The organism is Candidatus Methylomirabilota bacterium (assembly GCA_035936835.1).
Lineage (GTDB): Bacteria > Methylomirabilota > Methylomirabilia > Rokubacteriales > CSP1-6 > AR37.
The window spans coordinates 1-19,367 of record DASYVT010000182.1 but is presented as its reverse complement, the minus strand read 5'-3'; the positions used below and the strand labels follow the sequence as shown (position 1 = coordinate 19,367).

Here is a 19,367-nt window from a genome sequence, read left to right as displayed (position 1 = left end):
GGGAGCAGAATCGCCGCAGGAGCCGGATCAGAGCTGGGCGGTCTCGGCTCCAGGGAGGGCTCCGGGGCCGGCGGCTCGACGACGCTGGGGTCTTTCAGGGGGTCCTGGATGCCCGCTGCATGGGGCCGCGTGATGCGAACTAGCGTTAATGTTGCCTATGGGCTCCCGGCCGCCGCGCGGTGTCCTTCACGTGGTAGAGCTCGAGGCGGCCATCCCGGCTCGGGTCATCGTGACCCTATCGCGGTTTCAGCTCCAGCATGTAGTCGTCGGGGTCGCGGAGGTAGATGGATGGCCCCTGGCCCCAGGCGCCGTAGCGGCTTACCACCTCGCTCTCGAGCTTCACGCCCTTGCCGCGCAGCTCGGCGGCGACCTTGGCGAGGTCGTCGCAGCTGATCGACAGGCAGATGTGGTCGACACCGCCGCGCGGCTCGCCCGCCGCCGCCGGTACCAGGTCGATGAACGCCTCGCCGAATCTCAGGTGGATCAGCGACAGCTTCTCGTTGACGCGATCGACCGTGCAGCCGAGCACCTCGGTGTAGAAGCGGCGTGAGGCGTCCTGGTCGCGAACGCGCAGGACCACGTGATCGAGTCCTCGGGGAGTCAGCATCGTCGCATCCTCCTGTTCCGGCGTCGGCAGCTCTGTTCCCGCCCCGGCACCGGCTATTCCCGCCTGAGCACCGGCAGCGGCTTCTGGCCGAGCAGCCGGAATGTTGCCACGAATCCGACCCCGAGCGCCAGCGCGGTCGTGAACGCTATGGGCCGGAGTGCTCTGCCTTCGCCTCCGAATCGCACTTGACTCGGTGGCCCGAGCCGAGATGTACTCACGGCGCTTCGAGGAGACGACACATGACCCGAATCGATCCCGTGTGGGCCAGCGTTGCCGAGCTATCTCGCGCGTTCGGCGCGCGCACGCTCTCGCCCATCGACGCCGTCGAGGCGCTGCTCGAGCGGATTCGCCGCCGGGACTCCGTCCTGCACGCGTTCATCGCCGTCTACGAGGCCGATGCGCGCCTGGCCGCCGAGGGCGCCGACCGGGCGATCCGCGCCGGCCACCGTGTGGGGCCGCTCCACGGCGTCCCCATCGCGCTCAAGGACCTCGTCGACCTCGAGGGGCGGGTCACCACGGGCGGATCGAAGGTGTGGGCCGAGCGCGTGTCTCCGGTCACCGCCACCCTCGCCGAGCGGCTCATTGCCGCCGGCATGATCGTCCTCGGCAAGACGCACACGGTCGAGTTCGCGATGGGGAGCTGGGGCACCAATACCCATCTCGGCACGCCGAGGAACCCGTGGGACCTCGCGGTGCACCGGACGCCCGGCGGCTCGTCGAGCGGCTCGGGCGTGGCGGTGGCGGCGGGTCTCGCGCCCGTGGCCATCGGCACCGACACCGGGGGCTCCGTGCGGCTGCCCGCCGCCTGGTGCGGCATCGTGGGCTTGAAGGTAAGCGCGGGCCGCATCAGCACCTACGGCGTCCTGCCGCTCTCCTCCACGCTCGACACGCCCGGGCCGCTGGCGCGTTCCGTTGAGGACGCCGCGCTGATCTTCCGCGTGCTCAACGGGCCCGATCCGCGCGATCCGCAGACGCTCGCGTGGGCGCCCGTCGATCCGCTCCCTACGCTCCGGCGCGGGGTCGCCGGTCTCAGGCTCGGCGTGATGCCCGACGCGGAGCGCGCGGGCGTCGACAAGGACGTGCTGGCCGCCTACGACGCTGCCGTCGAGACGCTCGGCAAGCTCGGCGCCCGGATCGTCCGCCCCGCGCTACCGCATCGGTTCAGCGACTACGCCGCGGCCACCGGGCGCATCATCGGCGCCGAGGGGTATCGGTTCGTCGGGCATCTCGTCGACGACGAGAGCTTGCCGATTGACCCGCACGTTCGCCCGCGCATACAGATCGGGCGAGGCCTCTCGGCGCGCGACTACTTGCTCGCACTGGCGGAGCGGGAAGAGCGCCGGCGGGTCGTCGCTGCCGCGCTCGCCGACGTCGACGCGCTGCTGACGCCGACGACGCAGACGCCGCCCATCCCGATCGACCAGGCGGACCAGTCCGGCACCGCCGCGCACTTCACCCGGGCCGTCAACTATCTCGGTCTCTGCGCTCTCGCCGTGCCGGACGGCTTCACCGCCGCCGGCCTTCCGCTATCGCTACAGATCGTCTGCCATGCGGGCGAGGAGGCGATGGCACTGCGCATCGGCTGGGCCTACGAGCAGGGCACCGACTGGCGGGAGCGCCGGCCCCCGGAGCCTTCGACAGCGAAGTCGTGAGCCCTCACATCTCCTTGAGAAACTCGTGGACGAACTGGACCACCATCGAGCCTTCGCCGACGGCCGAGGCGACGCGCTTGATCGAGCCTGACCGTACATCGCCGGCGGCGAACACTCCGGGGCGGCTGGTCTCCAGCAAGAACGGGTGCCGCCGGCTGGTCCAGTGGGGAGACTGCGCCAGGGCTGCGCCGGTCCGGATGAATCCCGCGGCGTCCCTCTCGATCTCGGGCGGCAGCCAGTCGGTCCGCGGCACCGCTCCGATGAAGCTGAACACCCCGGGCGTTTCCACCGTGCGCGCTTGCCCGGTTTTCTCGTTGACGATGTCGACAGAAGCGAGATGGCCATCGCCGCTCATCCGCCGGATCTTGGTGCACGTGAGAAGCTCGATATTGCCCGTCTGCTCGATCCGATGGACTAGATAGCTGGACATGTTCTTGTACAGATCGTCGCCGCGGATCAGGAGGAAGACCTTGCTAGCATGCTGGGAAAGGAAGACCGCGGCCTGGCCCGCGGAGTTACCGCCGCCCACCACCACCACCTGCGCTCCATGGCACATCTTCCCCTCGGCGACGGTCGCCGCGTAGTAGACGCCCTTTCCCTCGAATAGCTCGCAGCCTTCGACGTCCAGCCGGCGATAGTCGGCTCCGGTGGCGATCAGCAGGCACTTCGTGGCCACGGTCTCGCCGTCCTCCAGTTCCATGACGGAGTAGCCCTTGTCCCAACCCAGGCGCATGACCCGAGAAGGGACGGACAGGCGAGCACCGAACTTGTTGGCCTGCAGGATGGCGCGCTCCGCCAGGTCGGCACCCGTTATACCCGTGGGGAAGCCCAGATAGTTCTCGATACGCATGCTGCTACCCGCCTGCCCCCCGGGCGCGATGCACTCCAGCAAGACCGTCTGCAATCCTTCAGAGGCCCCGTAGACCGCCGCGGCCAGCCCGGCCGGCCCGGCTCCCACCACGACCAAGTCATGGACTGTCCGCTCCAGCGGCTGATGGAGGCCGATGGCATCGGCCAGCTGCAGGTTTGAAGGGTTTCGCAGGAGCAGTAAGTCGCCGAGGGCGACCACCGGCGTGTCGGCTTCGCTCATCCCGAAGTGCTTGAGCAGCCGGCCGACTTCGGGGTCGGTCTCCACGTCCACCCAGGTGAAGATCGAGCGGTTCTTGGCCAGGAAGTCGCGAACGCGGAAGGTATCGGTGGAGTAGCGCGAGCCGATCACCCGCAGCCCCACGAAGTCCGGCGATTCGCGCAGGAGCTGCCGCCGGGCGATGAAGGCCTGCAGGACGATGTCGCTCAGGACCGGGCACTGGTTGAGCGCACCTCTCAGCGTATCTCCCGAGACCTCGTCCACCTCGCAATCGCCTCTGGCCACGGCGCTGATGACCGACGCGCGGCCGGTGAGGTGAGAGATGTCACCGGTGAACTGGCCCTTCCCATGGACCACGACCGTCTTCGGCTTGTCACCCGTATGATCGACGATCTCTACCTCACCGGACTTGACGATGAAGAACTTGAAGTCGCGATCGCCCATCCCGATGAGTGTCTCCCCGTTCCGAAACCGCTTGGAGGTGGCCATGGTGCAGCGGGCAAACTCGCTGACCTGGGCTTCGTCGAGGGTCGGGAAGGCGACGGATTGAAGAGTCTGTTCGGCCATGGTTTGAACTCCCACTATCTCACCGAGGCGTCGCGAGGTCCATCCGGAGCCGGGGCGGCGCGCCGCCTCGAGGCTCCGGTTTGACTTGGCCCGCGCGCTCTGACAGGATCGGCGTGAGATGCCACGGTTCGTCCGCGCTGGGCAGTGGCCCGCCGGAGGCTATGCCGCCTACCGTACGAGAGGAGGCCAAGAATGGCCGCTCGCCGACTGACCCGCCGCGCCTTTCTCGCCACCGCTGCCGCCGGCGCCACGGCAGGACCCTCCGTCTTCACGCCGGCGAGGGCGCAGAGCTTCAACTGGAAGCGCTTCCAGGGCAAGGATCTCTTCCTGATGTTGACCAAGCACCCCTTCGTCGATGTGCTCGAGAAGAATATCCCCGAGTTCGAGTCGCTCTCGGGGATGAAGGTCAAGTGGGAGACCCTGCCGGAGATCCAGGCCCGTCAGAAGATGACGGTCGAGATGACGGCGAACTCGGGCGGGATCGATGCCTTCTTCACCTCGCTCCATGTCGAGAAGAAGCGCTTCTGGAAGGCGGGCTGGTACCACCCGCTGAACAAGTTCCTCCAGGACACGACCCTGACCAGCCCCGACTTCGACTGGAACGATTTCTCCCCTGGCGCCCGCGCCGGCGTGACCCAGCCCGACGGGAGCATCTCCGCTCTCGCGGCCTTCATCGACGCGAATGTCTTCTTCTACCGTAAGGACCTCTTCGAACCCAAGAATCTCACGCCACCCAAGACGCTCAGCGACCTCGAGCCGCTCGTGCAGAAGCTCCACGCGCCTCCCAGCACCTACGGCATCGTCCTTCGCGGGCTCAAGAACGCCAACGCGACCCAGTACCCGAGCATTCTGTTTCCCATGGGAGGTACCTACCTGAAGGACGGCAAAGCCGCCCTTGACAGCAAGGAGCAGGTGGCCGCCATCGATCTCTACAGCAAGCTCCTCCGGCAGTACGGGCCGCCGGGCGTGGTCAACTTCAACTGGTACGAGTGCTCGGCGTCCTTCATGCAGGGACAGGTCGCCATCTACATGGACGGCGTTAATTTCGCGAGCCAGTTCGAGGACGCCGCCAAGTCCAAGGTGGTCGGCAAGGTGGGATACGCCGTGCTACCCGCCGGCCCCGGAGGGCACTTCTCGCCGATCTACATCACGGGCATGGCCGTCAATGCCCAGAGCCGGAACAAGGAAGCCTCCTACCTCTTCTGCCAGTGGGCCACCAACAAGGCGAACGCGGTGCGTGAACTCATGGCCGGGGTCGGCGTGGGCCGGACCTCGACCTGGGACAGCCCAGAGGTCAAGGCCAAGCCCAAGATGCCCGCCGACTGGTACCAGGCCTATCAGGCCTCGCTCAAGATCGGCCGGCAGGGATTGCCCGAGATCGTCGGCGTCACCGAGTATCGGGACATCATCGGCGTGGCCATTCAGAAGGCCATCGAGGGCGCGCCGCCCGCCCAGGTCCTGGCGCAAGCCCAGAAGGACTTCCAGGACATGCTCAACCGGACGGAGAGATAGCGCGAGAAGGGTGCGGATCTCCTCCCGCGGGCTCGGGCGCTGGGCGCATCGCCACGCGCAGTGGCTCTTTCCGGCCCCCGCCGTGCTGCTCGTGGCCGTGATCATCGTCTACCCGATCTTCTACACGGGGTGGATGAGCCTCCAGGAGTGGTTCGCCTCCAGCCTGACCGCGCCGCACTTCATCGGGCTTGCGAACTATCGCAAGATCGCGATCGCTGACGCGCGCTTCCGAGAGGCAGTGGGGCGGACCATCTACTTCACCATCGTGGCCGTCGGCGCCGAGACCATCCTGGGCCTCGCGATGGCGCTGCTGTTCAACCGCGAGTTCTGGGGGCGGGGACTGCTGCGCACCCTGGCCATCCTGCCCATGGTGGCAACGCCGACGGCCATCGGTCTCGTGTTCGTGATGATGTACCACCCGAGCCTCGGGGTGGCGAATTACCTGCTCTCCGTCGTGGGGCTCTCACCGTGGCGCTGGACGTACTCGAGCCAGACGGCGCTATACGCGCTCGCCCTGGTCGACGTGTGGCAGTGGACGCCGCTCATCATGCTCATCGCGCTCGCCGGCCTGGCCAGCCTGCCCCGTGAGCCGTACGAGGCCGCCCATCTCGACGGTGCCTCGACGCTGCGGGCCTTCTGGCACATCACGCTCCCGCTGCTTAGACCTGCGCTCGTGGTGGCCGTCCTCTTCCGCGCCATCGACGCGCTGAAGACCTTCGACATCATCTTCGTCATGACCCAGGGTGGGCCCGCCAATGCCTCGGAGACCATCAACATCCTGCTCTTCAACCAGGCCTTCTCCTATTTCAACATGGGCTACGCCTCGTCCATGGCGGTGGCGCTCTTCGCCGTGGTCATGGGCGCCTCGCTGATTCTGATCAAGGTCCGGAGGAGCGTGACGTGGTGAGGGGAAGCCGGCATCCCTGGCTGTCCACGGCCGGCTTCTACGGTCTCGCCGGATTGTTCATGCTGCCCACGGTCTTCGTCTTCTACTGGATGATCACGCTCTCGCTCAAGCCACAGGTCGAGGCCATGGCCTACCCGCCGTCCTTTGTGCGCTTCAGCGTCACCGCGGCCGGATACCGCGAGGTGTTCACCAAGTATCCGTTCTTCCTCTACACGTGGAACAGCCTGGTGGTGGCGGCGGGCTGCACGGCGCTCGGTCTGGCCGTGGGGCTCCCCGCCGCCTACTCGATAGCTCGTTGGCGCCAGCAGCGGCTGGCCGTGGTCATCCTGGTGGCGCGCATCATTCCCGGCATCGCCTACCTGATTCCCTGGTACATCTTCTTTCGCCGTCTCCGGATGGTGGACACCTACGGTGCGCTGATCCTGACGCATCTCATCGTGGGCCTCCCCATCATCATCTGGGTGATGATCTCCTTCTTCGAGGACGTCCCCGCCGACCTGGAAGACGCGGCTCTGATCGACGGCTGCTCGTACTTCGGCGCCTTCTGGCGCATCGCCCTCCCCCTCGTCAAGCCCGGCGTGATGGCCACCGCCATCCTTTCCTTCGTGTTCTCCTGGAACAACTTTCTCTTCTCGGTGATCCTGGCCGGCCGCTCCACGCGCACGTTGCCCATCGCTGTCTACACCATGATCTCCTACGAGGAGATCAACTGGAGCACCCTGGCCGCGGCCGCCACTCTCATCACGCTGCCCGTGCTTCTCGTCGCGCTCCTCGCTCAGCGGCACATCGTCTCCGGGCTCACGTTCGGCGCCGTCAAACAGTAGTCGCGTCAGGTGCGCCGGGATGTCCCTGGCTCGCCCACGGCGACCCCGCTGCTCGAGGGCCGGCCTCGCGGCGGTTGGTGGGACTCGAGGGAAGTCGATCGTCAGGGATCGCGGGTCGGCACCTGCCCTAGTTGACTCGAACTCTACCTGGGCGAGTGACGATCGAGATCGTGTGAGCTGGCGCGGACTCGTGCCGCCGGTCCCGGCGAGTCGCCTTCCCACGAGTGCGACAATGAGGCGGCAGCTCGGCGCCGATCGGCGTCGACGCCGGAGGCAGGACTCCGAGGACTCGCACCGTGCTCTCCCGGCATTGGCCGGGAAGGAGGCCCACAATGCCTGATTCCGCCGCCCCGGGAGCTCTCCATGTTCAACTCGTCGAGGCCATGCGGGCGCTCGCCGGGCCGCATCCCGGCGTCCGCCCGGCCCACGCCAAGGGCATCGTCTGTTCGGGCACCTTTCGCGCCACGCCGGATGCCCGCCGCATGAGCAAGGCGCCTCACCTCCAGGGCCAGTCGGTACCGGCCGTCATCCGCTTCTCCAATTCGAACGGGAATCCGGATGTGCACGATGGCCTCGCCGGCGTGCGGGCCATGTCCGTGAAGTTCCAGCTGGCCGGTGGCAAGAGCGCCGACATCCTGGCCAACTCCATCGAGGGCTTCCCCGTGCGGACTCCCGAGGAGTTTCTCGCTTTCCTCCGCGCTCAGCTTCCGGATCCCGCAACCGGCAAGCCCGTGCCCGATGCGGTGCCCCGCTTCGTGACCTGCCACCCCACGGCGGGCGCCTTCATCCAGCGCCTGATGAAGAAGCCGGTGCCGGCCAGCTATGCCCAGGCCAGCTACCATGCGGAGCACGCCTTTCTCTTCACGGCCGCGGACGGCACGAGCCGATTCGGGCGCTATCGCTGGACGCCCGTGGCGGGGGAAGCCTATCTCTCGCCCGACGAAGCCGGCAAGCGAAGCCCGAACTTCCTGCGCGACGAGCTGGACAGCCGGCTCCGGAACGGCCCGGTCGTGTTCCGCTTGCTCTTGCAGGTAGCCGCGGCGAACGATCCGACGGACGATGTCACGGCCTTGTGGCCCGCGGACCGACCGCTGGTCGAGCTGGGGCGTCTGGAGATCGCCGGCATCTCTGCGTCAGGCGCAGCCGACGAGCGCCAGCTGGTGTTCGACCCCACCAACCTTGCGGACGGCATCGCGCTCTCGGCCGATCCGATTCTGCTGGCCCGGTCGGCTGCCTACTCCGTCTCGTACGAGCGCCGCAGCAAGGGAGAGTGAGGGACCGACATGAGCGAGCCGGCGGCGCCGAGCGGACCGGATCTCTCTGCCGGCGTCCCCATCGCGAGCGTTCAGGATGGCGCTCCGCTGCTCGGTCACGCCCACGGCGAGGCGGTGGTCCTCGTGAAGCGCGGAGCCGAGCTGTTCGCGGTCGGCGCCTCGTGCACGCACTACGGTGGGCCGCTGGCGGAGGGGCTCGTCGTCGACGGCACGATCCGCTGCCCGTGGCATCACGCCTGCTTCGATCTGCGCACGGGCGAAGCAACCGGCGCCCCGGCCCTGAACGATTTGCCGTGCTTCGAGGTGATCACAGGCGAAGGTCGGGCTCGCGTGGGCGACAAGCGGCTGTGGTAGCGGCCGGTGTCTGAGTATGGGAGACTATGTCACGGGGATGGGGGCCACGAGGGGGGCGCCCGCTGCCGGAGGGTGCTAATGTTGCCTACGCTCACCGCTCCGGCCTCCTCCAGGACCCCGTTAATGGGGCCTACGCCCGTCCAAGATTGATGGGGGATGGTGGATTTGGAGTGAGGTTTTGGCAACTTGGAAAAAGGAAAGTCTGATCCCTTTTCCTTCCTTGGTGGTAGGATTTTCTACCCAAACCCTTTAAAGCAACAGAGGAGAAAGCAAATGAAAAATATTCATGCAGGAATTTCTATGACATTGCTTCTGGTGAGTTTTATGGTGTTTGGAACATCAACAGTAAATGCTGCTGCTTGTGCTGATACTACTACTTTGGTTGCTGGCGGCTCAAGCGATGCCATTTGTTCTAGTGCTGCCTTTACGAGCGGCGCAAGTACTACTATCAAAGGCGATGTATCCGCTAAGGCGGCTGTTACGCTTGGCGCTACCAGTCATGTGACTGGTTCCGTTACTGCTGGTGTTGGCTTTACGAGTGGAGATAGCGCGGTTGTCGATGGTAGTGTGACGGCCAAAGCTGCCTATACAAGTGGCGCTAATAGCGTTGTCAAAGGTAATGTGACTGCAGCTGGTAATATCGTGCTTGGAGCAAATAGCCGTATTATTGGTTCGGTTCACAGTGGTACAGGTGTGATTACTTATGGCGCTGGCGCTACTGTTGGTAAAGTATTGAAGTAATCAAGTTTACGGCCTCAGGGGTCCGCTGAAGGGGCGTTCGGTTCAACCGACGATGGCCCGAGCGAGCCCCCGCGCCGGCGCCGGCTCCGCGTCGATCCGCCCCAAGCCCGCCCTCCGGCGCAACCGCCCCGGCCGGCCGTGGCATCGGCTCCTGGGGCGGCCGGTGTCTGAGTATGGGAGATTGTGTCTCGGGGAGGGGGGCCACGAGGGGGGCGCCCGCTGCCGGAGGGTGCTAATGTTGCCTACGCTCTCGTCGTAGATCGCGGCGATCTCGCCGGTGGCGTCGCGCTCCCGCAGCTCGGCCAGCATGTGTGCCCTTGCAGCCTCAGGCCAGGCCCTCGGTGGCTGCCCGCAGGCTCTCCTCGCGGATCAGCGCGAGCACCTCGCGCTTCAACTCGTTGAAGACCGGAGAGGTTGTGACGTCCACGGAGCGCGGCCGCGGCAGGTTCACCACCATGCGCTTCTTGATGCGGCCGGGCCGCGCTGTCATGACGGAGACGCTGTCAGCGATGAGCAGCGCCTCTTCGATATCATGGGTGATGAAGAGCACGGTCTGGTGGTGCCGCTCCCACACCGAGAGCAGCAGCTCCTGCATCACCAGCCGGGTCTGAGCGTCCAGACTCCCGAAGGGCTCGTCCATCAGCAGCACCTCGGGCTCCATGACCAGCACCCGCGCGATCCCCACCCGCTGCTTCATCCCGCCCGAGAGCTCGGCCGGATAGTGACGCTCGAATCCGCGTAGCCCGACCTGGTCCAGATAGGCCTCGACCTTGGGACGGTACTGAGCCGCGGGGACGCCCATGGTCCGGGGACCGAAGCTCACGTTGTCCCACACCGTGTACCAGGGAAAGAGCGCCGCCTCCTGAAAGACCACGCCCCGGCTGGGGTCCGGGACCTCCACGGGCGCGCCGTTGACGCGGACCTGTCCGCCGGACGGGCGATCGAAGCCGGCCACCATGTTCAGGAGGGTGGACTTGCCGCAGCCGGAGGGACCGAGGATGGCGGCAAACTCGTTGCGGGCGATGCTGAGGTCGATGTCCTGGAGCGCCACCACACGGCGGTCGCGGGCGACGAACACCTTCGAGACCCCGCGGAGCTCGACGGCCGCGTCAGGCATGAGCCTCGAGCGTGCGCCAGCGCAGCAAGAGCCGCGAGGCGAGAAGGATCGCCTGGTCCGAAAGGAAGCCCAGCAGCCCCACCGAGAACATGGTGGCGACGCAGATGTCCATGCGCCCTACGTAATAGGCGTCCCACAGGACGTAGCCCAGCCCCGATTTGACGGCGATCATTTCGGCCACGATCACGGCCGTCCAGGCGATGCCGACACCGAGGCGGAGGCCCGTGAAGATGGATGGCAAGGCAGAGGGCAGCACCACCTTGAAGAGCACGGTGCCCTCGCGGGCGCCGAGCATGCGCGCAGCGCGGAGCAGGAGCAGGTTGGTGTCGCGCACCCCGTGCGTGGTGTTGATCACGATGGGATAGAAGGCGCCCAGCCCGATGAGGAACAGGGCGCCGGCGTCGTAGATCCCGAAGACGGCGATGGAAAAGGGCAGCCACGCCGTGATCGGCACCGGTCGGAGCATCTGGATGGTGGGGTCCACGAGCCTGGCGACCAGGCGATTCCAGCCGACGAAGATGCCGAGGGGGATGCCCACGGCCGCGGCGAAGAGGAATCCCTGGAGCACCCGGCGGGACGAGTACAGGACATTGGCGACCCACGTCCCCGAATACGGCGAGAGCGATCGCGTGGGCGCGCCGAAGATCCAGCGGTACCACGACTCGGCCACCTGGGTCGGCCCCGGGATGATCCCCTCGATCACCCAGCGCTGCTGCACGGCGAGGTGCCAGAGCGCGAGCAGGGCCAGCGGTAGCAGCAGGAACCAGGGGCCGCGCTTCGGCAGCACCGCTACTGATTCAACCCGAGCTCCGCCGGAGTCTTGCCGGTTGCCCGGCTCAGAAAGTCGTAGTTGTAGGCCGGGGTGAGCTCAACCGAGACGTCGCGGGCGATGACGCCGTTGTCCGACAGGAACTTGGACAGGCGCTTGATGGACTCCAGTGGCAGCGTGGCGTCCAGCTTCGTGTACCGAATGCTCTCGGCGGCCACCGGTTCGGGCAGACCGGCCTTCTCGGCGTAGATCTTGGCCCAGCGCTGGGGGTTGGCCTGGGCGAACTTGAGCACGTCCAGGTAGGCCACCACCAGCCGCTGCACCGCGTCCCGGTTCTTCTCCATGAAGCCACGGTTCACAGCCAGAATCGAGATCAGCCCGCCCACCGTCTTGGACCGGTTGTGATCGATGCTCGGGTACTGGGCGTAGCCGTCCACGATGCCCTGGGCGCAGAAGGGGTGCCACACCACCGCGAGGTCGATCTCCTTGCCCTGGAGCGCCTTGAGGTAGTTGGTGCCGCCGCCCATGATGTTGATGATCTTGAGCTTGCCGTAGTCGAGCCCGTTCTCCTGGACGGACGCCGCGAACTTGAGCCAGGAGATGGAGCCGGCGCCCACCCCGATGGTTTTGCCCTCGAGGCTCTTCCAGTCCTTGATGTCGTCGCCCTTGCGCACGACCAGGCAGTCATTGCCATAGCCCACGCCGGCCACGCCCACCATGCTCTTGATCCCCTGGCCCAGGCCGAGCGAGATGTCCTGCGGGCCGAAGGCCGTGATGTCCAGGTCGCCGGAGGCCAGCGCCGTGCGCGCGTCCGCGAAGCGCTGGAACATGACCGGCTCCATCTGGATGTTGTACTTGGCCGCGTACTCGGGCAGGAGCCAGAGCGGCGACAGCGCGGGCACGTTCAGCATGCCCAGCTTGGCTTTTACCGGGGTCGGCAGCGGCGCACGGAGGGCGTCCTGGGCCGCGACGGATGAGGCCGCGCTTAGGGTGCCGATCAGAGCCCCCACGAGGGCCAATGTCAGGACCGCGATCCGGAGGCGTGCGATCATCGGGGATCTCCCTTCAGAGGTCGGTGAACGGGGCACGATCTCGTTGGAACGCACCGGCGCCGCCGCTGGGCGGCGATGCAGGGACCATGGCCCCTGATACAGCGCGGATAAGGGGCCCGTCAAGTCCAAAGTGTGCGTCCCCTCTCACGTCAAGGGACAGGAGGAGTCATGAAGAGCATAGAGATCGACCGGAGCAAGCGGCTCAGGGACCAGCCCGCGACGGGGCACAACCGGTTTCATCCGGATCAGAGCCGGGCGGTCTCGGCTCCAGGGAGGGCTCAGGGGCCGGCGGCTCGACGGCACCGGGGTCTTTCAGGGGGTCCTGGATGCCCGCTGCATGGGGCCGCGTGATGCGAACTGGCGTCAATGTTTCCTATGGGCTCGCGGGCGAGGGATCGAATGCGGTGTGCTCGTGCGGTAGCGTCCCGTTTGATGTGGAAATTGAGCGGGCCCTCTTCCGGTCCTCCCTCCTACAAGTCTTCCGTGAACCCGCTATTCCCCGCGTTCGCTTTCTAGGATCAAGATCGCGTGGCCGCCGCTCTTGGGCGCGAGCACCAGGAGCAGCGCGGCCACGCGTCCTGCCTCGCCGGGTCTATTTCTTGTCGGCGGCCTTCTTCTCGGCCGGAGCCTTGGACGCTGATTTCGCCATCGACGTCGTCGGGACCATGATGTGGGCGTACGGCGTTCCTTTCCACATTACCCACGGACCACCCTTGGTCCAATCCGTCGGAAACGCGTCGAACTGACTGACGTCCGTCGGAAGGAGCATGATGTGCGGTCCGCTCACGACCCACTGGTTGTCAGCCGTCGGTTTCGTCGCGTACGGATCGGTGTTACTGGCGCCCTTGTCGCCCTTGAGCATGTAGGCCACGCCGACCGTCTGCGGCTTCGGCGGGCCCTTTTTGTTCATCCAGGCGTCGCCCCAGGCCTGCCACTCCTTGTCGAGGCACATCGAGTCGCCGGCGAGATCGAGCATGCACATCCACCCATTGGTGCCGGCGCGCAGCTCCTTCATCTTGCCGTCGGCGCCCATGCCCATGACCGCGGCGTTGCGGCCGATGTCCGGCGGCGCGGCACTCGTCGCCTTCGCGATGACGGCGGCGTCGGATTTGGCCCCGCCGGCCTTGGCCATGCCCTCGTGGCCGGACTTGGGTGGATCCTTCATCTTTTCCTGCGCCACCGCGGTGACGGCGGCGAGCATGAGCACTGCGCTTAGCGACGCGACGATCCTTCGCATGATGACCTCCTGATGCAGGGGAGATTCGCGACCTCCGGCCGTGTCGAGCACCGGTCCCAGGTCATGCTGCTACCGGCGTGTGCTGGCTGAGCACTGCAGCGATTTTGCGCCAGCCGTCGATCCTGCGCAACTTTATCTGCCCGCTCGCTACGAGGCTGAAGAGTAGGACGACAGCCGCGTCTTCGCTCGGCAGCGAGCCTTGCGTTTTCACGCGGCGCCGGAATTCCCCGTGAAGTCGCTCGATGACGTTCGTGCTGCGCAGTGCTTTCCACTGCGCTTTCGGGAAGGCGAAGAACGTTAGGAGTTCATCGCCGCCTTCTCGCAGGCTCGTCACCACACGGGGGCAGCGTTTGGACCACGTGCGCTCGAAGGCAACGAAAGCGCCGCGGGCGGTATCGGCACTGGCCGCGTACACGATGCGGTGGAAGTCGTCGCGGATCTCGGGGAGCGCGCGCTTGGGAGCTTTCCGCTCAAGGTTCCGCAGCTTGTGTACGCAGTAGCGCTGCGCCGCGGCGCACGGCCACACTAGGCCGACGGCGCGCCGCAGCCCGGCATTACCGTCGATGATGGCTAGCATCGGCGCCCGCAACCCGCGCGCGACGAGATCGTCGAAACAACGTTTCCACGCCGTGAACGACTCGCCGCCGCACAGCTCCAGGGCAAGCAGGTGTTTGTGCCCGTCGGGAAGGACGCCGACGACGCCCAGCACCGACGCGCTGACCACTTTCCCGGCGCTGCGCACCCGTAGGCCGAAGCCGTCGAGGTAGACATAGATCACGTCGAGGTCGGCGAGCGAGCGAGTGCGCCATGTCTCCAGTCCTTCTTTCAGTGTGGCGATGACCCGCGACACCGCGCTCTTCGAGAGGGGCGCGGCCTTGAGCAGCGATTGGAGCGCACCGCGAATCCGGCGGGTATTCCCGCCAGCCAGATAGGTGGCGACCACCGCTTCATTCACCACCGGCATCCGCCGCTGATAGCGCGGGAGGATCACCGACGTCCCTTCCTTCGCGCCGGACGGCTGGAACAGCGTGGCGCGCGGTAGCGTGAGTGCGATCGGGCTGGTCGGTCCCGTGAGCGTGCGTTCCTTGGTGCCATTGCGGTAGCCACGCCGAGCCTCGCTGCGCTCGTATGGGGCCGTCGCGAGCGCAGCCCGAAGTTCCTCGTGGACGGCCGTTTCGATCGCGACGCGGACGTGCTGGTGAATCAGTTCGCTCAGCGAGACGGGTTCAAGCTCATGCGCTTCGATCGGCTTGCTGATACCCTTGCCCATGGCGCGTTCCTCCGGTGGCCGCCCTGCCAGGCGGCGCGTTGGTCGTTCACTTCATCAACCGGAAGAATGCGCCACTTCTCTTTTTCCACACGCTTCGGGCCGCCACCGCTCGTGCCCGCGCACGCTTCTCCCGCGAGGTGTCCGACCGGAGATGGGCCCGGACAGCCCGGTCATCTGCGCCACGTAGGGGGTTCGTGTGCGCCGCGCGGAGAGGACGGCGGCGGCTGGTAAGGGGCCTCTATGTTTGCTACGCTCAGTGGTGAGTTGTGACTCTGCGAGAGTCGCCGACGGTTACGTTCCAACCACTGTCAAATTGGAGAGAGCCATGACGTCGATTACAGGCATTGCCAAGAAATTCTTCGAGGCCTGCGAAACGGGGAAAGGATGGGCAGGATGCAAAGCGTACTGCAACACGGACGCTACTTTTTCTGCGCAAGCCGAGCCGCTTGCTGGCGTAAAGAACCTGCAGCAGTACACGGACTGGATGAAGGGTTTGCTGACATTTATTCCTGACGGACGATATGAACTAAAGTCGTTTGGCACTGACGATGAGCGGAAGAGCGTCTGTGCGTACGGCGTCTTCTCTGGCACTCATACTGGTCAAGGTGGCCCCTGCCCACCAACTGGCAAGAGTGTGAAGACAGACTATGTGTACGTGATGGAGTTTGACGGTGAGAAGATCCGGCACATGACGAAGATCTGGCATGCTGGATTGGCCATGAAGGAACTGGGCTGGGTCTAGGGACGAGATCCGCTCACACAGCGAAGGGCCGCGCCTCTCAGGGTTTCCTTTGAGGACGCGGCCCGCATCGGTGGGAGCACTAGCCCATCGGCTCCGGACTCCGAAGGACGAAGACCTTCTTGCAGGTCTTCTTGATGATCCAACGGCTCTTCGTGCCCTTCGGACAGTTGAGAAAATCGCCCGGCCGAACGGTGATCGGCTGCTGGCCATCCTGCTCGATAACAACATCGCCTTCGAGCAGATAGGACATCTCATCCCATCCGAAGGTGATGTCCCACGTCCCAGGTGAGCACCCCTGCTCGCCTTGACAGATCGACGCCGACAGACCACTATCCTGCCCGGTGAGAGAGGAGATCCGCGCGTTCTATGGATCTGGAGCTGAAGGACAAGGTGGCCATCGTCGGCGGCGCCAGCAAGGGCCTGGGATGGGCGTGTGCCCTAGTGCTGGCGGAAGAAGGGGTCAAGGTGACGGTATGCAGCCGCACCCGGGCCGAGCTCGACGGCGCGGCGCAGGCCATTCGTGACGCGAGCGGGACGGACGTCCTGGCCTTTGCCGGTGATCTCGACAAGCCCGACACCATTCGAGCCCTGATCGCCGCCACCGTCGAGCGGTTCGGACGCCTCGACATCCTCGTCACTAATTCAGGCGGTCCGCCGCTGGCGAAGGCTCTCACCGCCACGGAGGAGCAGTGGGCGACCGCCGTGGAGCGGTCCCTGTTCTTCTTCGCCCGGATGTCGCGCGAAGCAATTCCCCACATGAAGCGTCAGGGCGGCGGCCGCATCATCAACATCCTGGCGAGCACCGTGTACCAGGTCATCCCCAATCTCGTGCTCTCCGGCGCCACCCGCATGGGCGTGGTGGCGTTCGCCAAGAGCCTGGCCGACGAGGTCGGGCGCGACGGCATCCTCGTCAACAACATATGCCCCGGCTCGATCCTGACGGACCGGATGCTGTCCAACGTGACGGCGCGGGCCAAGGAGCTGGGCATCTCCCTGCAGGACGGGCTCGCCCAGCGGGCGGCCGAAACCGCGGTCGGGCGCCTCGGCGATCCCCGGGAGCTGGCGTACCTTGCGGCATTCCTGGCCTCCGGCAAGTCCAGCTACATCACCGGCACCACCATCCTCGTGGACGGCGGCCTCGTGCGCTCGGTGCTGTAGCGACGGTGCCCGATGCCCGCGCGGACCGGTAAGGAGTTCCTCCACGGCCTGAAGGACGACCGCCGGATCTGGGTGGGGAGCGAGCGCGTGCGGGACGTCGCCGCTCACCCGGCCTTCGCGGGCGCCGCGCGCTCCGTCGCCGCGCTCTTCGACCTTCAGCACAAGGCGGCCGACGTCTGCCTGATGCCCGACCCGGAGACGGGCGAGCTGATCAACGTCAGCCACGTCATCCCGCGCTCCCGCGAAGATCTCGAGCGGCGGCACGCCTGCCTCGAGCGCAGCGCGGAGTTCAGTGTCGGCATCATGGGCCGCACGCCCGACTACCTCAACGCCACCGTGGCGGGCTTCGCGGGCCGGGCCGACGAGTGGTCGGCCAACGGCAACGAGCGGGGTGCGGCCAACCTGGTCGCCTTCCAGAAGGAGATCGCCCGGCGCGATCTCTCGCTGACCCACACGATCGTCCAGCCCACCATCGACAAGGCGCGGGGCGACGTGCCCGCGCCCGGCGACGAGGTCGCCTTGCACAAGGTCGCCGATACCGCGCATGGTCTCGTCGTGCGCGGCGCCAGGGTCCTCGCGACGCTGGCGCCCTTCTCCGACGAGCTGTTCGTGTACCCGGGCGCGCCGCTCGTGGCCGGCACCGACGCCTACGCGCTCGCGTTCTCGATCCCCATGGCCACGCCCGGGCTCACCTTCCTGTGCCGCGACAGCTACAGCGCGCCGGGCAACGCGTTCGACCATCCGCTCTCGAGCCGCTTCGACGAGCAGGACGCCTTCGTGATCTTCGACGACGTCGAAGTGCCGCGCGACCGTGTCTTCATCGACGCCAACCTGCCCGTCTACAACACCGTGATGACGACCGGCTGGCAGCCGAACATCATGCAGCAGACGTCCATCCGGGCGCAGACCAAGCTCGAGTTCGCGTGGGGCGTCGCCACGCGGATGGCCGAGTCGATCAACGCGGTCGCGGGCACCGGCGCCGAGATGCTCGGGGAGATCTGGAGCTATGCGGAGATGACGCGCGCGGGCGTGAACGCAGCCGAGCAGGGCGCGTACGAATGGGGCAACGGGGTGTGGTTCCCGGACGGCCGGCCCTTCCGCGCGCTTCGGGGGCTGCTGCCGTTGTGGTTCCCGCGCGTCAACGAGATCATCCGCCTCCTCGGCTCGCACAACCTGCTGGCGGCGCCGACCTCCGCCCAGCTCGCCGATCCCTCACTGCGGCCGCTGATCGACCGCTTCCTCCACGGCGCGAAGGACACGACGGCCGAGCAGCGGGCGCGCATCTTCCGGCTCGCGTGGGACTTCGCGGGCAGCGCGCTCGCCAGCCGCGGCGAGCAGTACGAGCGCTTCTACCTGGCCTCGAGCGGCCGCGCCTTCACCCGCGCGCAGACGTTCGCCTCTCCCGACCGCGCGCGCCGCCTGATCGACCGCTTCCTGATAGAAGAGCTGTAGTGTGACTATACTGGGCGCATGTTTCATCCACTCGTAGACGCTTGGTTCAGGCGGCGATTCGCCGAGCCCACGCCGGTCCAGGCGCTGGGCTGGCCCGCCATCGCCCAAGGGCAGGACGTGCTTTTGACCGCTCCCACGGGCTCGGGAAAGACGCTGGCCGCCTTCCTCTACTGCCTGGACGCGCTCGTGCGCAAGTCCGCCGACGGCGCGCTCGAAGACCGGACCGAGATCGTGTATGTGTCGCCCCTCAAGGCGCTGTCCAACGACATCCGCCGCAACCTGGAAGAACCGCTGGGCGAGCTGGCGACGGTGGCGGCCGAGATGGGCGTCAGCGCGCCGGCCATCCGCACCGCCGTCCGCACCGGGGACACCTCGGCGGCGGAACGACGGCAGGGCGCCAAGCACCCGCCCCACGTGCTCGTGACGACGCCCGAGTCCCTCTACATCTTGCTGACGTCGGAATCCGGCCGCCGCGGGCTCGCGGGAGCGCGCACCGTGATCGTGGACGAGATCCACGCCGTAGCGGGAGACAAGCGCGGCGCGCACCTGGCGCTGTCCCTCGAGCGCCTCGAGCACCTGGTCATCGCAGGCGGCGGCCCGCGTCCCCAGCGCATCGGGCTCTCGGCCACGATCAGGCCCATCGAGACGGCCGCGCGACTCCTCGTCGGCTCGGACCGCCCCCTGCCCGCCCTCGTGGACGCGGGCCAGCGCCGTGATCTCGATCTTGCGGTCGAAGTGCTGCGGGACGAGCTGGGCGCGGTCTGCACGCATGAGCAGTGGGGCGAGATCTATGACCGCGTGGCCGAATTGGCCCGCGGGCACCGATCCACCTTGGTCTTCGTCAACACGCGGCGCCTCGTCGAGCGCGTGACGCTGCACCTTGCTGAACGCCTGGGGCAGGACGCCGTCGCCGCGCATCACAGCAGCCTGAGCCGCCAGCGGCGCTTCGCCGCCGAGCAGCGCCTCAAGTCCGGCGAGCTCTCCGTGGTCGTCGCGACGGCTTCGCTCGAGCTTGGGATAGACGTGGGCGCGGTGGACCTCACCT

The 19,367-nt window shown here is 66.6% G+C and carries 19 protein-coding genes; 11 read left to right on the top strand and 8 right to left on the bottom strand.

What is annotated here, in order from left to right:
- Positions 1-235: 235 nt before the first annotated feature.
- Entirely contained in the window at positions 236-607 is a 372-nt protein-coding gene (locus tag VGV06_16550) for a VOC family protein (protein HEV2056753.1), read from the bottom strand.
- 239 nt (positions 608-846) lie between these two features.
- Here VGV06_16550 and VGV06_16545 point away from each other — a divergent pair, with 239 nt between their 5' ends.
- Positions 847-2,259, top strand: a complete 1,413-nt coding sequence (locus tag VGV06_16545) for an amidase (protein HEV2056752.1) — start codon at positions 847-849, stop codon at positions 2,257-2,259.
- A 4-nt stretch (positions 2,260-2,263) separates the two neighbouring features.
- Here VGV06_16545 and VGV06_16540 read toward each other — a convergent pair whose 3' ends face one another.
- Positions 2,264-3,913, bottom strand: a complete 1,650-nt coding sequence (locus VGV06_16540) for an FAD-dependent oxidoreductase (GenBank protein ID HEV2056751.1) — start codon at positions 3,911-3,913, stop codon at positions 2,264-2,266.
- A gap of 192 nt (positions 3,914-4,105) precedes the next feature.
- On the opposite strand from VGV06_16540, the gene VGV06_16535 reads away from it, so the two are divergent.
- The 6 genes from VGV06_16535 to VGV06_16510 all read left to right on the top strand — a co-directional run bounded on the left by VGV06_16535 (position 4,106) and on the right by VGV06_16510 (position 9,525).
- Positions 4,106-5,425: a sugar ABC transporter substrate-binding protein gene (locus VGV06_16535; GenBank protein HEV2056750.1), complete on the top strand. Its 1,320-nt coding sequence runs from the start codon at positions 4,106-4,108 to the stop codon at positions 5,423-5,425.
- Positions 5,426-5,435: 10 nt separating this feature from the next.
- Positions 5,436-6,332, top strand: coding sequence for a sugar ABC transporter permease (locus tag VGV06_16530; GenBank protein ID HEV2056749.1), 897 nt, complete (start codon positions 5,436-5,438; stop codon positions 6,330-6,332).
- Positions 6,326-7,156, top strand: a complete 831-nt coding sequence (locus tag VGV06_16525) for a carbohydrate ABC transporter permease (protein ID HEV2056748.1) — start codon at positions 6,326-6,328, stop codon at positions 7,154-7,156. The genes VGV06_16530 and VGV06_16525 overlap by 7 nt, the downstream gene beginning before the upstream one ends.
- Positions 7,157-7,488: 332 nt before the next feature.
- Positions 7,489-8,430, top strand: a complete 942-nt coding sequence (locus VGV06_16520) for a catalase family peroxidase (protein HEV2056747.1) — start codon at positions 7,489-7,491, stop codon at positions 8,428-8,430.
- Positions 8,431-8,439: 9 nt separating this feature from the next.
- The gene (locus VGV06_16515; GenBank protein HEV2056746.1) at positions 8,440-8,784 is read left to right on the top strand and encodes a Rieske 2Fe-2S domain-containing protein; all 345 of its coding nucleotides are present in this window, start codon (positions 8,440-8,442) and stop codon (positions 8,782-8,784) included.
- Positions 8,785-8,970: 186 nt separating this feature from the next.
- Positions 8,971-9,525, top strand: coding sequence for a polymer-forming cytoskeletal protein (locus VGV06_16510; GenBank protein HEV2056745.1), 555 nt, complete (start codon positions 8,971-8,973; stop codon positions 9,523-9,525).
- Positions 9,526-9,850: 325 nt separating this feature from the next.
- Here VGV06_16510 and VGV06_16505 read toward each other — a convergent pair whose 3' ends face one another.
- The 5 genes from VGV06_16505 to VGV06_16485 form a co-directional block, all read right to left on the bottom strand.
- A complete protein-coding gene (locus VGV06_16505) occupies positions 9,851-10,642 on the bottom strand; it encodes an ABC transporter ATP-binding protein (protein ID HEV2056744.1) in 792 nt (263 codons plus the stop codon).
- Entirely contained in the window at positions 10,635-11,429 is a 795-nt protein-coding gene (locus VGV06_16500) for an ABC transporter permease (protein ID HEV2056743.1), read from the bottom strand. Before VGV06_16500 ends, VGV06_16505 begins: the two co-directional genes overlap by 8 nt.
- Positions 11,430-11,431: 2 nt before the next feature.
- Positions 11,432-12,463, bottom strand: a complete 1,032-nt coding sequence (locus tag VGV06_16495; GenBank protein ID HEV2056742.1) for an ABC transporter substrate-binding protein — start codon at positions 12,461-12,463, stop codon at positions 11,432-11,434.
- A 592-nt stretch (positions 12,464-13,055) separates the two neighbouring features.
- The gene (locus tag VGV06_16490; protein ID HEV2056741.1) at positions 13,056-13,700 is read right to left on the bottom strand and encodes a hypothetical protein; all 645 of its coding nucleotides are present in this window, start codon (positions 13,698-13,700) and stop codon (positions 13,056-13,058) included.
- 61 nt (positions 13,701-13,761) lie between these two features.
- On the bottom strand, positions 13,762-14,970 hold the full coding sequence (locus VGV06_16485; GenBank protein ID HEV2056740.1) for an IS256 family transposase: 1,209 nt from the start codon (positions 14,968-14,970) through the stop codon (positions 13,762-13,764).
- A 325-nt stretch (positions 14,971-15,295) separates the two neighbouring features.
- On the opposite strand from VGV06_16485, the gene VGV06_16480 reads away from it, so the two are divergent.
- Positions 15,296-15,712 (top strand): nuclear transport factor 2 family protein, encoded by a 417-nt coding sequence (locus VGV06_16480; GenBank protein HEV2056739.1) that lies wholly within the window; start codon positions 15,296-15,298, stop codon positions 15,710-15,712.
- A gap of 79 nt (positions 15,713-15,791) precedes the next feature.
- On the opposite strand, the gene VGV06_16475 is transcribed toward VGV06_16480, so the two are convergent.
- Positions 15,792-16,025, bottom strand: a complete 234-nt coding sequence (locus VGV06_16475) for a cupin domain-containing protein (protein HEV2056738.1) — start codon at positions 16,023-16,025, stop codon at positions 15,792-15,794.
- Between the two features lie 53 nt (positions 16,026-16,078).
- Between VGV06_16475 and VGV06_16470 the strand changes: the two genes are divergently transcribed.
- The 3 genes from VGV06_16470 to VGV06_16460 form a co-directional block, all read left to right on the top strand.
- Entirely contained in the window at positions 16,079-16,870 is a 792-nt protein-coding gene (locus VGV06_16470; GenBank protein HEV2056737.1) for an SDR family oxidoreductase, read from the top strand.
- Between the two features lie 12 nt (positions 16,871-16,882).
- On the top strand, positions 16,883-18,322 hold the full coding sequence (locus VGV06_16465) for a 4-hydroxyphenylacetate 3-hydroxylase N-terminal domain-containing protein (GenBank protein HEV2056736.1): 1,440 nt from the start codon (positions 16,883-16,885) through the stop codon (positions 18,320-18,322).
- 18 nt (positions 18,323-18,340) lie between these two features.
- On the top strand, positions 18,341-19,367 hold a 1,027-nt coding region (locus VGV06_16460; protein ID HEV2056735.1), incomplete at its 3' end, for a DEAD/DEAH box helicase.

What these genes read in the sequence shown, in the direction of transcription:
- VGV06_16550 (HEV2056753.1), bottom strand. Translation starts at nt 607, where the DNA reads ATGCTGACTCCCCGAGGACTCGATCACGTGGTCCTGCGCGTTCGCGAC.
- VGV06_16545 (HEV2056752.1), top strand. Translation starts at nt 847, where the DNA reads ATGACCCGAATCGATCCCGTGTGGGCCAGCGTTGCCGAGCTATCTCGC.
- VGV06_16540 (HEV2056751.1), bottom strand. Translation starts at nt 3,913, where the DNA reads ATGGCCGAACAGACTCTTCAATCCGTCGCCTTCCCGACCCTCGACGAA.
- VGV06_16535 (HEV2056750.1), top strand. Translation starts at nt 4,106, where the DNA reads ATGGCCGCTCGCCGACTGACCCGCCGCGCCTTTCTCGCCACCGCTGCC.
- VGV06_16520 (HEV2056747.1), top strand. Translation starts at nt 7,489, where the DNA reads ATGCCTGATTCCGCCGCCCCGGGAGCTCTCCATGTTCAACTCGTCGAG.
- VGV06_16515 (HEV2056746.1), top strand. Translation starts at nt 8,440, where the DNA reads ATGAGCGAGCCGGCGGCGCCGAGCGGACCGGATCTCTCTGCCGGCGTC.
- VGV06_16505 (HEV2056744.1), bottom strand. Translation starts at nt 10,642, where the DNA reads ATGCCTGACGCGGCCGTCGAGCTCCGCGGGGTCTCGAAGGTGTTCGTC.
- VGV06_16495 (HEV2056742.1), bottom strand. Translation starts at nt 12,463, where the DNA reads ATGATCGCACGCCTCCGGATCGCGGTCCTGACATTGGCCCTCGTGGGG.
- VGV06_16490 (HEV2056741.1), bottom strand. Translation starts at nt 13,700, where the DNA reads ATGCGAAGGATCGTCGCGTCGCTAAGCGCAGTGCTCATGCTCGCCGCC.
- VGV06_16485 (HEV2056740.1), bottom strand. Translation starts at nt 14,970, where the DNA reads ATGGGCAAGGGTATCAGCAAGCCGATCGAAGCGCATGAGCTTGAACCC.
- VGV06_16480 (HEV2056739.1), top strand. Translation starts at nt 15,296, where the DNA reads ATGACGTCGATTACAGGCATTGCCAAGAAATTCTTCGAGGCCTGCGAA.
- VGV06_16470 (HEV2056737.1), top strand. Translation starts at nt 16,079, where the DNA reads ATGGATCTGGAGCTGAAGGACAAGGTGGCCATCGTCGGCGGCGCCAGC.
- VGV06_16465 (HEV2056736.1), top strand. Translation starts at nt 16,883, where the DNA reads ATGCCCGCGCGGACCGGTAAGGAGTTCCTCCACGGCCTGAAGGACGAC.